At 47.1% G+C, this 13,192-nt stretch carries 12 protein-coding genes; 5 read left to right on the top strand and 7 right to left on the bottom strand.

The window, feature by feature from the left end:
• Positions 1-75: 75 nt before the first annotated feature.
• The 5 genes from ACYVJQ_RS01260 to ACYVJQ_RS01240 all read right to left on the bottom strand — a co-directional run bounded on the left by ACYVJQ_RS01260 (position 76) and on the right by ACYVJQ_RS01240 (position 5,011).
• Positions 76-1,551, bottom strand: coding sequence for a glycosyl hydrolase family 28 protein (locus ACYVJQ_RS01260; protein WP_460891251.1), 1,476 nt, complete (start codon positions 1,549-1,551; stop codon positions 76-78).
• Positions 1,552-1,736: 185 nt separating this feature from the next.
• Positions 1,737-2,048: a putative quinol monooxygenase gene (locus ACYVJQ_RS01255; RefSeq protein ID WP_460891250.1), complete on the bottom strand. Its 312-nt coding sequence runs from the start codon at positions 2,046-2,048 to the stop codon at positions 1,737-1,739.
• 153 nt (positions 2,049-2,201) lie between these two features.
• Entirely contained in the window at positions 2,202-2,903 is a 702-nt protein-coding gene (locus ACYVJQ_RS01250; RefSeq protein ID WP_460891249.1) for a hypothetical protein, read from the bottom strand.
• 175 nt (positions 2,904-3,078) lie between these two features.
• Entirely contained in the window at positions 3,079-3,627 is a 549-nt protein-coding gene (locus ACYVJQ_RS01245; protein WP_460891248.1) for a hypothetical protein, read from the bottom strand.
• 127 nt (positions 3,628-3,754) lie between these two features.
• Positions 3,755-5,011, bottom strand: a complete 1,257-nt coding sequence (locus tag ACYVJQ_RS01240; protein ID WP_460891247.1) for a DUF6161 domain-containing protein — start codon at positions 5,009-5,011, stop codon at positions 3,755-3,757.
• Positions 5,012-5,186: 175 nt separating this feature from the next.
• Here ACYVJQ_RS01240 and ACYVJQ_RS01235 point away from each other — a divergent pair, with 175 nt between their 5' ends.
• The 4 genes from ACYVJQ_RS01235 to ACYVJQ_RS01220 all read left to right on the top strand — a co-directional run bounded on the left by ACYVJQ_RS01235 (position 5,187) and on the right by ACYVJQ_RS01220 (position 9,741).
• A complete protein-coding gene (locus tag ACYVJQ_RS01235; RefSeq protein ID WP_460891246.1) occupies positions 5,187-5,939 on the top strand; it encodes an FkbM family methyltransferase in 753 nt (250 codons plus the stop codon).
• The gene (locus ACYVJQ_RS01230) at positions 5,939-6,238 is read left to right on the top strand and encodes a DUF4834 family protein (RefSeq protein WP_460891245.1); all 300 of its coding nucleotides are present in this window, start codon (positions 5,939-5,941) and stop codon (positions 6,236-6,238) included. Before ACYVJQ_RS01235 ends, ACYVJQ_RS01230 begins: the two co-directional genes overlap by 1 nt.
• A 41-nt stretch (positions 6,239-6,279) precedes the next feature.
• Entirely contained in the window at positions 6,280-8,721 is a 2,442-nt protein-coding gene (locus ACYVJQ_RS01225; RefSeq protein ID WP_460891244.1) for a YfhO family protein, read from the top strand.
• Positions 8,722-8,817: 96 nt separating this feature from the next.
• Positions 8,818-9,741: a 1-aminocyclopropane-1-carboxylate deaminase/D-cysteine desulfhydrase gene (locus ACYVJQ_RS01220; protein WP_460891243.1), complete on the top strand. Its 924-nt coding sequence runs from the start codon at positions 8,818-8,820 to the stop codon at positions 9,739-9,741.
• On the opposite strand, the gene ACYVJQ_RS01215 is transcribed toward ACYVJQ_RS01220, so the two are convergent.
• Together ACYVJQ_RS01215 and ACYVJQ_RS01210 are read right to left on the bottom strand one after the other, a co-directional pair.
• Entirely contained in the window at positions 9,730-10,917 is a 1,188-nt protein-coding gene (locus ACYVJQ_RS01215; RefSeq protein WP_460891242.1) for a hypothetical protein, read from the bottom strand. The genes ACYVJQ_RS01220 and ACYVJQ_RS01215 overlap by 12 nt on opposite strands.
• Positions 10,914-11,378, bottom strand: coding sequence for a hypothetical protein (locus ACYVJQ_RS01210; protein ID WP_460891241.1), 465 nt, complete (start codon positions 11,376-11,378; stop codon positions 10,914-10,916). The genes ACYVJQ_RS01215 and ACYVJQ_RS01210 overlap by 4 nt, the downstream gene beginning before the upstream one ends.
• A gap of 817 nt (positions 11,379-12,195) precedes the next feature.
• Here ACYVJQ_RS01210 and ACYVJQ_RS01205 point away from each other — a divergent pair.
• On the top strand, positions 12,196-12,834 hold the full coding sequence (locus ACYVJQ_RS01205; RefSeq protein ID WP_460891240.1) for a DUF4230 domain-containing protein: 639 nt from the start codon (positions 12,196-12,198) through the stop codon (positions 12,832-12,834).
• Positions 12,835-13,192: the final 358 nt, after the last annotated feature.

The raw sequence follows: 13,192 nt of genomic DNA, 5'->3' as shown, positions 1-13,192 counted from the left end.
GAATTTAGTTTTTTCTCAAACGATTATAGAAAATCTTGTAGCAGATGTATTACTAGGTCTGGATGTAAATGGGAGCTAATACGTTAAGGCCAGGCTGTTCTCAAAGGTAAAGAGTGGTTTTTGGCCGCTTACGGTTTTTACCTCTGTAAATACCACGTTCTCTGCGTCTTTCACCAAGACCTGGGCCTTTTCTGGCAGAAGGATGTTTTGAAAAACTACGTTCCTGAGGCGGTGACCGGGCTCCTGGAACCCGTTTATATTGATAATCGGCTCTTTAGGGTTCGCCATGGTCAGGTCAATGTTCCTGAAGACAAAGTTCTCAAAGATGGGTATTTGTGGGGCCGGGGCACCGTCATTGTTGTAGTTCACCGCCGAGAAAATGGTGATTTTGAGTAACTGGCAGTTAGTAACGGTGACGTTTCGTACGTAGCCGCCCCGGTCTTTGGTGCCTTTTATCTGCATGCCATGGAGTAGGGCGCCGGCCTTGCAATCCTGTACTAGCACGTCACTCACGCCGCCAGACATTTCAGAACCTATGGAAATGCCGTGGCCCCTAATGAAATTACAATTGGTGATTCTTACGTTGCGGGTAGGTTTGGCTATTAAAAAGCCTTCGGGGTTTTTGCCAGATTTAATGGCAATGCAGTCATCGCCGGTATCAAAGGTGCAATTGAAGATGTAAGAGTCAGTGGAGGAGTCTGGGTCTATGCCATCGCCGTTGCGTATGTTGCGGGTAATGATGTTCAGGTTCTGGCAAGTGATGTTGTTGCTGTAGATGTAATGGATGGTCCAGCTGGGCGGCTCTGTGATGGTGAGGTCAGAGATGCTCACGTTCTGGCTGTTCATGAGCAGAATCAGGCGGCCTCTGCTGCGCATGCCGTTGGCCTTGATCATGGCCTCGCCCAGTTTTCTGCCGCCCCCAGAAATAGTGCCGCCGCCCGTGATCCTAAGGTTCTTTATATTGTAGCTGCCATCACGGTTAAGGGTGCCGGCGTTGAGCAGGCTGGCGTAGGTCTTCAGTTCCCAGCCTTCAAACCGGTTATGGATCATGGGTAGGTAATCTTCTACCGCCTGCGATCCTTTCAGGACGCCGCCTTTTTCTATGTGCAGTGTCATGTTGCTTTTGAGGAAAAGCGCACCAGACCTGAAAGTGCCTTTGGGGATATAGACGGTTCCACCCGGAGTGCAGGCATTAATAGCCGCCTGAATGGCCTTGGTATTCACGGTCTGGGAGTCAGCCTTCGCCCCGAAGTCCAGGATATTGAAGGTCTTTCCCTTGGCAGTTGTTTTGAACCGGATAGTGCGCAGTTTTGGGGCAGCTTTTCCATCTGTCTGTTTTAGCCGCACGCCGGCGGTGTAAGAAGTGGCCGGCGCCAGATTGGTAAGAGTGTAATTGGTCTTGCCGGTGGAGCCTACTACCTTGCCGTTCAGCAGAATCTCATAGACTACGCTGTCTTTGGCGTATTGCTTGTCCCAGAGCAGCGTAGCCGCGTTCTCTGTAACCGTAGCCGGTGCCAACAGCAAGTGGTACTCTGCCGGTGGGGGAGACATACCGCATAGCTTTCCTGAGAACAGCACAAGAAAAAAGAGGAGAGTGGCGCTTCTATACATACAAGAGGTGATAAGAAGTGATGACTGGTAAAGATATCTCCCTCCCGTAGCATGCTTATCCTGTGCTATCCTGACTTCGCCCTAAACGGGATGAACTCTTTTGGTGTAGAAAAATAACGACCGTTTTACCTGAGGGCACCGCCCAAAATATCCAGTTCCTGGGCTTTTTGGGGTTTTTCGGCTAAGAGAGGCATGGCCTGGGTAATCAGTTCGCGCACCCCGGGTACCTGCAGGGAGTTGTCATAGTCTTCTTTGCTGTCCCAGACTTCGGTGACCCAGATAGCCAGCGGGTCATTCTTGTCTTCACTGATAAAGTACACATGGCACCCTTTCATGTTGAACACCAATCTGGAGGCTTTTATTAAGATAGCGGCCAGGGCGTCCTTGTTGCCGGTAGTGGCGGTTAACTTGCCGTGCAAGCCGTATTTCTTTGCCATATAGGTTGATTGTTGCGTTCGGAAGGTAAGCAGTAAATGTAGTGACTTGCTAAACTGGTTTTCTTAAGCCTGCTTCTGGCAAATGGCAGGCAAGGTAAAAAATAAAAAGAACCCACTATTTTTTAGGCTGCCGGGCGAAGCCTGAAACCTCTCTTATTTGGCCTGGAGGAACTCCGTGATCTGCCGGCCTATTTCCTGAATCGTTAACAACGCGGCCTCATTTTGAACGCGGGCAGCGGCCTCTGCATGGTCCAGTTCCTCTTTCCCTTTCTGTGACATAAAGTCTTTGGTGACAATAGTGGAAAACGGAACCAACCCTGTGCGCACGTCAATGATGGCCAGTTGGGTGGTGGCGAACGCTTTTAAGTCGGGCCGGGAGAAAACCTTGTATTTGGAGTAAAGGTCACTGGAGATAGTGTACACCACTATGACATCTGCCTGCATTCTCACGGCTGCCTCCCTGAGGTTGGTAAAAGTGGGTGCTTTGGCCAGCAACAGATCAGGAATGACAGATAGCTTGGTTACCCTGCCTGATTGTTTCAGCTTTTCTGAGAACAGATCCAGATACGATTGCTGGGTTTTTAAATACTGCTCATCTGCCCAATAATATCTCCTGGTTGGTGGGTCCATCCTGACAATAGCCACGCGCAGCTGCTGCGGCAACTTATATTTCCCGTCCAGAATCTTTTGGATGTTCTCCTCTGAGATAGTGGACGCCCTATCATCAAACAAAGATTGGGTCATTAGGGGGTCGCTGCTCTGGTACTCTTGGCTTTCCCGGCTGCCAGTAGGTGGGGCGGTGGTGCATGCCGTTAACAAACCAATCACAGCCAGAAATAAAGCTATTTGTTTCATGGGGCTTAAGGGTTGCGCTAAATGGGTGGTCTTATCCTGTTTAAGGGCAATAGCTGGTATTTCACTTCAGATATTGTCTGTTGATCAGGTTAATGGGAAGTTATTTGGGTGGTTATTCTAAATGCTTTTTATGGTATGACCTTTCAAAAGCCGGTAACAAGTTACAGAGGGTTCCCTAAAAATAGTAACCAATCTTCAACGAGGCTTCTGGGTTTATCAAAGGAATGGTATAGCTTTTGTCATCTACCAATACGTTTTTATCGCCGGCTATTCTAAGGTTTAAACTTCCCCACGGCGATACATAGAAATGCTTGAACACCGGTACGCTATAGCCTAAACTTCCGTGGGCCAGGTAATTATGAAATGTTGCTGTCTGGGCCTTGGCCTCTGTCTGGATAGTGCTTTCCCACAAGACCAAACCCGCTCCAGCCCACCAACCTTGCCAATTACTTTTTAGAAAACGGTCTACCACCGCCGCGTAGGCATGTATCTGGTGATTGGAAAACCCTTTAGTGGTGGACCAGTCGGGTTTGTTGACAAAGGCCGTCAACGCTCTTATTCTCCACACATCTTTACCCACCCACCCGGCGCCAAAATAGCCACCCGTGGCATACGGCAGTACATCCAATTCTAGGCCGACGTCTATTTTTCTAGATTCATTTACTTGTGCCTGCGCCTGCATGCTAAAGTAGAAGGCGAGTAGGAGGAGTAGGAGGTGTTTCATTGTATTGAAAAAATTAATTTATTAGAAAATGAGTTGCTGTAGGATTAAATAGGGATGATTTTTTGCATAAAATAAGTGGTGCTACTCTGAGAATGACAAGTATTAAATAACTTTTATTGAATAAAAATTATTTTTGGAATAGTTTACTAATTAAGTCATTTGGCATAGTGGGTGAAGAGTCGTCTTTTAATAACCCTGTTTCTACCCTAGAAAATAAGGATTGTAAAATAAGTTTCCTGTCATCATCTTTTACATCGGTATCCTTAATAAGAGCCAAATAGAAGAAGGTTAATGTATGTCTCTCTTCTGCGTCCCTTGCTAAATGATAAGAACTAAACATATACTTAGTTACTGCTTTAACTGTGAAAGCTATTAGTGTAAGTAATGTGACAAAAATTAAAGACCATCTGACAATGGCTATTGAGTTTCCTTGGAATACATTAGTAAATATCCAATTTGGGGAAATTAAAAGTATTGATGAAAGAAGTACTCCTGTTAATCCGATAATCCAGAACAGATTTCTTTTTGCTGCGTTTCCTTGCTGGTAATAAAGGTTCGATTTTATTTGCCAATATTTAGCAGGCTTCTCTAATTTAAGTTTAGCTTCATAAGTTTCTTCAAGCTTTTGAAGTTTAATTACCTTCTCATCATACCAAGATTTCCATTCTGAATCCTTTGTGTTTTCAAACCATTCATTGAAATCCTTTTCTTTGGTGGCTTTTAGATCATCTATTTGTTTTGCATGGTCCTCAAAATCTTTATTGGTTTTCCGTAAATGATCAATAATTTCTTTTTCAGAAGCTGAAAGGTATTCTTGAAAGTCTGCTTTTAAATTATTTAATGATTTCTGCTCGGTCTTTCTTCTTCCTGTAATTTCAGTTCTATCTTTTAAGCTATATTCATAAGCCAATATTGCGCCAAAGAAAAGCTCTTTAGAATGGGTGGCAGGATTTGAATTTGTTACAAAATTGAATGCTCCATTATAATACTTTGGAGACTCTTTATAAGTCGTTAAAAGGAAATAGGTTTGGGGAGCATTGTATGGTAATGGATAGGAGGAGGTGTTATTAATCGTATTTCTAACTGATGACCAATAGTGTAATAAATTAGAATCTTGTGATTTAGTATAGTTTTGAATAAAATGTATTATTGCATTTTTAACATTTTCAAAATAAATCAAACTGGCACTTAACTCTGAAGGTAAATCTTCTTTAATGCTTTTCCACCCTTTAATTTGTTGATTTGTGTATTCATAAATAGCACTGACTCCTATGAAGCTTTGTGCAAGATCAATGTAGGAGTAATTGAATGTTTCTTCTATTTCTTTATGCCATTCAATATTTATAGCATTTGAAATGGCTGACTTGACTTCTGAATTTGTCATTTCTTTATAGATGATATTTGATTAAAATTATTGAATATATAGTAATAATATAATATGAAAAATTTGGAACAAAATTTATTTAAAACTAAAATTCTGTTTCCAGCCCATTTTTTCCAAAAACACCCTCAAAACGCTTCCTTTTGTTTTCTCCCCCCAGATTGCAGAACTTTACCGCGTGAAACTTCTCCGCAAATTATTAGTCAAGACGCTCGGGTTTGAGAGCTATCTGCGTTTGGTCAGCCGCATGTATATTATCATGATCGGTTCGGGCCGGGGGCGTGATAAGTACCCAGAGCTGTTTTTCCTGCGCAAAATCATCAGGCCGGGGTCTACCTGTCTGGACATTGGGGCCAATCTGGGTTATTATTCCACGTTCCTGTCTAAGCTGGCCGGGCCTACGGGCAAGGTGCTGGCCGTGGAGCCGGTGCCGCTGTTCGGCCGAATCTGGAAAGACAACGTGCGGGCCAGCGGGGTAGACAACCTTACGTTGTTGCCCTATGCGCTGGGCGGCGAGAACACCACCATTGAGATGGGTACGCCCGTACGCGACGGCCTGGTGCACCACGGCATGACCAAGATCGCGAGCTCGGCGCAAGAACAGTACGCCCAGACCTACCAGGTAGAGATGCGCGTGCCAGATGAGCTGTTCGCAGACCTGGACCGGCTAGATTTTATCAAGTGCGACGTGGAAGGCTATGAGCACCAGGTGTTTGCCCACCTGCAGGAAACTATAAAGAAATTTAAACCGTTGATTCAGACAGAACTGAACGGCACTGACAACCGCAAGGCGGTAATAGAGATTTTAACCGGTTTAGGTTATGGCGTATACACGTTAAGCCCAAAACAAACGTTAACTCCCTGTAGCCCCTTTGAGGTGTACCAGTACCAGGGCGGCGACTTTTATTTCAAACCAAACCCCAACGCCTAGTGAAATTCTTTTTGATTATGCTAGCGGTGATGATTTTGATGCGGTACCTCATGCCGTACATCATCCGCTTTTTACTCAAAACGTTTGTACAGAAGCAAATGCGCAACGCCCAGCAGTACGTGTATGAGGCCCAGGCGCAGCAGCAATACCAGCAGCAACAGCAAAGATCTGCAGGCCCCACGTTCTCCCAAACCACTGGTGGCAACGGCAAGGTGAAGGTCGCCTACGTGCCCGAAGAAAAGCGGCCCCGAAAAGACTTCCCCGGTGGGGAGTATGTAGATTATGAAGAAGTGAAATAAACCTAGTATCTTTCAAGCCCGATGCCTCCGCATCGGGCTTTTTGTTGCAATTCATAGTCATCATGGCCTCTAAAATTGATTTCAAACGGCACGTCTTGCCTCACCTGCTGGTGGTTTTGTTTTTCCTGCTGCTGGTAGTAGCGTATTTCTCACCTATTTTCTTTGACGGCAAAAGCCTCATGCAGCATGACGTGGTGCAGTTCCAGGGCGGCGCCAAAGAAATTGCAGACTTCCGGGAGAAAACCGGCCAGGAGGCCCTCTGGACTAATTCCATGTTCAGCGGAATGCCGGCCTACCTCATTAGCGTGCAGTTCTCCGGTGACCTTTTCCAGTACGTGCACTCCCTCTTCACGGTAGGCTTGCCGTTGGTGGCCTCCAACATCTTTATCACGCTGGTGTGCGCCTATATCATGTTTGTGGTGTTTGGCCTGCGGCCGATGCTGGCAGCGGTGGGGGCTGTTGCCTATGCGTTTGTGTCTTACAACTTCGCCATTCTGGAGGCCGGGCACAACACCAAATCATTGGCCATTGCCTACTTGCCGCTGGTGCTGGCCGGGCTCTGGTACGCCTACCGCAAGAATCTGTGGATAGGAGCGGCGCTGTTTGCCTTCGGGTTGACCATGCACATGCGCATGAACCACATGCAGATCACCTACTATCTCCTCTTTATCGTGCTCATTTTTGGCATAGTGGAGTTGGTAGCCTGGGCCAAAGAAGGCCGCCTACCTGATTTCTTCAAGCGCACACTTATATTAGCCATTGGCGCAGCCCTGGCCGCCGGCGTGAGCTTCGGGCGTATCTATACAACTGCCGAGTATGGCAAGTACTCCATCAGGGGGGCTTCTGAACTGACCCAAGGCAAAGATGCCGCAGAGGTGGGTTCTGGCCTTGACCGCGAGTATGCTTTCCAGTGGAGCTACGGCGTGGGCGAGACCATGACCCTGCTGGTGCCTAATTTCTACGGCGGTGCCTCACAGGGCCCTATTGAGAAAAACTCGGCAACCTACAAAGCCCTGTTGCAGGGTGGGGTGCCAGAGTCACAGCTTCAGAACTCTACCATGCCTTACTACTGGGGCGACCAGTCTTTCGTGGGTGGTCCGGTATACATGGGCGCTATCATCTGCTTCCTGTTTGTGCTTGGTCTGCTGGTAACGCCGCGTCGCCTGTGGGTGTGGCTGCTGAGCGCTACGCTGCTGTCTTTCCTGCTCAGCTGGGGTAAGAACTTTGAGGCCTTCAACTACTTCATGTTTGACTTCTTTCCGGGTTACAACAAGTTCCGAGCGGTGAGCATGGCCCTGGTGATTGCCCAGGTGACCATGGTGCTGCTGGCTATTCTGGCGTTGTGCCGCGTGCTTCAGAACCACCCTATTGAGAACCTGCAGAAGAAACTGATGATTGCCCTGGGTGTTACGGGTGGGCTTTGCCTGCTGTTGGTGCTGTTCAGTGGCATGTTTGATTATGTGGGCGCCGTAGATGAGCAGCTGGCGCAGTACCAGTACCCCTTACAGGCCATCCGGGAAGACCGGGAATCCATGCTTCGTGGTGACGCGCTGCGGTCTCTGGTGTTTATTCTGCTGGCAGCCGGTACGCTGTACCTTTACACCAAAAATAAACTGACCTCTTTCGTGGCCACCGGGGTTATAGGATTATTGATCCTGATAGACCTTTGGGGTGTAGACAAGCGCTACCTCAACAATGATGACTTCCAGAAAGACTACAGCAAGGCCTATTTCCAGCCTACGCCCGCCGATCTGGCCATTATGCAGGACAAGGAACTGAGCTACCGCGTGTACAATGCGCCTAACCCATTCAATGATGCCCGCACCTCCTACTTTCACAAATCGATTGGCGGGTACCACGGGGCCAAACTGCGCCGCTACCAGGATGTGATTGAGCACCACATTGCGCAGGGCAACGTGCAGGTTTTGAACATGCTCAACACTAAATATGTGATCACCGGACAGGAGAAACAACCCGTGCAGTTGATTCCGGGCTACCTGGGCAACGCCTGGTACGTGGAGGAAGTGCGGGCCGTGAACTCCCCGGACGAGGAACTGAACGCGCTCAAAGGCATTGATGCCAAGCACGAAGCTATTGTAGACGTCTCTAAATTCCCGAACGTAAAGCCGCAGAACTATACTACTACTGGTTCTATTATTAAACTGGTGGAATATCAGCCTAACTACCTGAAGTATGCGGTAAACGCAGCTCAAGACGGAGTAGTAGTGTTCTCAGAGATTTACTACAAAGATGGCTGGCAGGCGTTCCTGGACGGCAAACCGGTAGATCACTTCAGGGCCAACTACATCTTGCGGGCCATGAACATGCCAGCCGGGCAACACGCCCTGGAGTTTAAGTTTGAGCCCAAGGAATACGCCCTAGGGAACACCGTAGCCCTTATTTCTTCGCTGCTCTTGCTGGCTGGGCTGGCCGGGGCCGTGTTCTACGGTTTCCGTCGGCGCCGTAACCACGAGGCGGTTTAAATAATACGCCTTTTATATTTGCCTCCGTTTCGGGCCTGTTTTTCTAAAAATAGGCCCGAAACGGAGGCAAACTTTTTTAGTTAAATTCCGCTCCCTATGTCTGTGCTCCTGCAACCGCTTTCAGATCCATGGCTCGCCCAGAAAGGGATTCAGGTATCTGTGATGCGCGAAGACCTCCTGCACCCTACCATTCCGGGGAACAAATGGCGGAAGCTCAAATACAACCTGAAGGCCGTCCGGGAACAAGGATGTGAGACGTTGGTCACTTTTGGGGGCGCTTTCTCCAACCACATTGCCGCGGTGGCCGCCGCCGGGCAGGAGTTCGGGTTTGCCACCGTGGGCTACATCAGGGGCGAGGAAACCTTGCCCCTTAACCCCACGCTTCAGTACGCTACGGGCTGCGGCATGCAACTGCGGTACCTCAGCCGCTCTGATTACCGCCTCCGGCATGACCCCCAGTTTCAGGTAGAAATGGCAAAAACGACTCCAAAACCCTATTTGCTCCCCGAGGGCGGCACCAATCTGTTGGCGGTAAAAGGCTGCGCCGAAATAGTGACCGAGCTGACAGCCCCCTGGGATGTGCTCTGCGTTGCCGCCGGCACCGGTGGCACCTTGGCCGGGATAATAGCCGGGGCCAACGGGCAGGGAAAGATCATTGGGTTTCCAGCCTTGAAAGGAGGCGCGTTTCTACAACAGGACGTCACCCAACTGACCCAGGCTTTTTCCGGACAAGCCTTTGATAACTGGGAGTTGCAAACAGACTACCACTTCGGCGGCTACGCCAAGCACACGCCAGAACTGCTCACGTTTATCCAGGAATTTTACACTAAGCACAGCATTTTACTAGACCCGGTGTACACAGGGAAAATGCTGTTTGGCGTGTTTGATTTGATCAGGCAAGATTATTTCCCAAGCGGCACCCGGCTGGTGGCGGTGCATACGGGTGGGCAGCAGGGTTGGAAAGGGTATGCGCAGAGGTATGGGTTGGAATGGCCTGTTATTGGCTATTTATCTTTGTGAGATGCCCAATAGCCTTCTTTTAAAATCTTGCAAAGGGAATTGATATTTGAGTAGGACCTGGCTTAAACCCAAAGTTCCTAACATAAAGACAAAGGGAAGTATGGGAGTGATGAAACGGCAATCCCAGTCTTCTGACGTTGCCATGACAATTAAAGTCTGCAAGATTATGACTGACACGAACATGAGAGAGTAGGGACGAGTAGTGCGCAGGGTAAAAGCCTGAAAAATCAGGAAATAACAAGGGTAAACAGTCAAGGCGATTATTACCTTATGAGCCAGAGAAAAATAAGGCTTTATAAAAGCCAGGAAGACTAAGCCTTTGGCGAAAAACTGTTGTAAGGCAAAAACTGGGTTTTCCCAAAAGAACAGGACGATCTTTTGAAGGGCTAGCGCCTCTTTTGGAGGCATCTTGAGAGTAGCTGGCGGGGCTATTTTATACTCAGGAGAACCGTAAATTATTTCTCCTCTGGCATATGTTTCAACAATAGTGAAAGGGCTTAGGAGTTGATTTGCAATAAGTAGTAAGAACGCTCCCATTATTAAAAGGCCAAGTTCCAGATTTCTACGGTGGTATTTGTCTGCTTTGAGATAAGCTAAATAAAAATAGAAGATAAATATAGATGCGACAATGATAAACCCATTTGGCCTTAAAATGCTTGCATAAATAACTAGCGGGGTAAGCAGCCATCTGGCTTTTCCTTTCAAACATGTTACTATATAGGCACAAGCTACAAGAACACTTGTAAATACAGATTCTGTTAAAAGGTAATAATTCCACTGTTGTATATCTTGGCAAGATGCTAACAGAAGGGCAGCCATAAATGCGCAAAAATAGTTATTGGTTAGGGAGTAGATGGTTTTGTAAATAAATACTACTGCCAAAAAGGAAAGCAAAATTTGGAAAACAACTATATAAATGAACGGTGTTCCCAATTTTAAGGCTGCGGCTATTAAGACCGTATATCCAACAAATCTAATGTCATACCCAAAATCCAGGTAGCCCTCTATCGCGAGTTTATGGGCGTGAGGGATATATCTAAAGATTGCGTCTGCAGGAACTGTGACTTGATGTCTTTGATAAAGTAAAACTTGTAGGATTGCCCAAATCAGGATGGGAATCAATATAGAAAGACGGATTAGGAGATTTTCCCTCTTATCAGTATATGTTAACGTCATAGAATGATTGGTGAGTGGTCTTTCTTAATTTGGGTTATGCCTCCTGTAGCCGCCAAAAGCAAAAAGCAAGGTAAAACTGGATACAGCCAACGGCCATCCCAGTCTTCAATAGTAAGCATGGTAATACCCGCCTGCAATATCACTGGCGTAAGCAGCAAAGCCTTTGTAGCAGCTGGAAGAGGACCTTTTCTCCAGCCTATCCATGCTAAGGAATACACAGGAAGAAGGTAGGCCAGAATAGCAATATTGTGCCCTATTGAGTAAAATGGTTTGGCATGAATAAAAAAGAAGAACCCCTTCAACAAGGCCATGCCCATAAAATAAACAGGATTAACGGCTATAAACCACATTACTTGGCCTAGTTGCGTCAGAGATTCGGGTGGCAACTGGGGCTGGTGAAATTGGTTCATCGTTAAACCAAAATACCCATAAATTAAGTCGCCTCTTTCATAAGGGATCATAAGCCGGAAAGCTTCTAACAGGAACGTGTCTAGTACGAGGTAAAATACGGCTATCACTATAAGACCTCCTATGCTTAAAACCCATTTGTTGTAGCGTTTGAAAGGCTGGTATTTTACCACCCAAAAGGCTCCCAAAGCCAACAAGAGAATGAACCCATTAGGCCTTACCAAGGTAGTCCAAACAATAGCAAGGCAAACGCAAATTAGAACAGCGCGGGTTTTTGGTAAAAGGAACAGACAAAGACTAATGGTAAGGAGGCTAGTAAATAAGGAGTCTGTTAAGATATAGCTGTTCCAAGCCTGCAGGTCTGGATTCAGTGCGAAAAGCGCGGCTACAAGTAATGGAATCCAGGGGTGTTGAGTTAGCCTCAGGGTAGTTTTATATAAGGCCAGTCCCGCCAAACCCGACAAAAGCATCTGCACCAGGACCACAAAGGTATGTGATAGACCGGCATAGGCTACGGGGATAAGTAACAGAGGATACCCCAGGTACCGGTACACTTGCGTGTAGGTGACCGGTTCCCCTGTCAGTACCTCATTAGTGAAAAGGATAAACCGGTGGCTGTCAAAGGCGATTCTAACCCCGTGTTGTTGAAAAAGGATTACCTGCAGGATAACCCATGCCAGCACCAACAGCACTTGCGCCACTTTTACTTTTGCCATAGAAGTCTACTCGGGGGTAGACCAAAGGTACAAATTATGGCGGGCATCACGTACAAACTGTTTTAAGCCCGTTTTTCAGAAAACAGCGCCAAAACGGCCGAGGCAACTTTCGGTGCGATTTTCGCATATAGATACCTGCATCTATCTTTCCGCTATGCGTCTACTCTATATTCTCCGTAAACTTGTTCCATTGCTGTTGTTTTTTGCCATAGCGGTAATAGCCTGGAAGTTCTTCCTGGCGCCGTTCCGTGATTTCTTCACGGGTGACAAAGAGCCGTCGGTAGAGGTGATGCACAATACCATCTTGACTAAGGTAGAGGAAATGGGAAAGTTGGAGCTGGTGCGGTTCAACTTCAAAGATGTGGTGGAATACAAAAAGGAAGTCTCGCGTTATCTGCCTGATTCTAAAATCGCCCTGATTGTGGGCGGGGAAGCCGTGGGGTGCATTGACCTGCAGAAATTAGAGGCCAGCGACCTTCAGTTTATAGGTGACTCGGTGTTGCACGTGAGCCTGCCTGCCCCCGAAATCTGCTACTATCGCATTGACCACACGCAATCCAAAGTCTTCGGGAAGGAGAATACCTATTTCCAGGACGCTGACCTGGTGGATGAAGGCTATAAATATGCTGAAGCCAACGTGAAAAAAGCGGCCCTAAGCAGCGGCATCCTGAGGCAAACCTCCATCAACGCCGAGAAAATCCTGAAGCCCATGCTGGAAAACATGACTGGCCGCAAAGTCTACCTCATGCCCCGCGAAACCATGCAAGCGCCACTTCTGCCCAAGAAACGATAAGGTTAATGTGCTAATTCCGTAATATGCTGATGTGCTATTTTAAAGGTGCAGAGGCGGGAATGTAAATTCAGGCGGTTGCCTCATTGTAGGTGAAAACTTCAAGGTAAAGTAGGTCCAAGTTGAAAACTTGAACCAAAGGTAGTAGTGGGTAATTTTCCGTTTTGGGCCTGTTTTTAAGAAAATAGGCCCAAAACGGAAAAGTCAGTCTGCTTGCTTTTTAGAAGAGGTGGCATTTAGAATTTGTAGGGGCAATCCATAACTTTCCCAAACCCTCAAAATTAAAAATAGCACATCAGCACATCCTAAAATTAGCACATCAGCACATCCTAAAATTAGCACATCAGCACATCCTAAAATT

This window comes from Rufibacter soli, assembly GCF_054781795.1.
The sequence above is the reverse complement of the archived record's forward strand: the minus strand, read 5'-3'. Positions and strand labels throughout refer to the sequence as shown.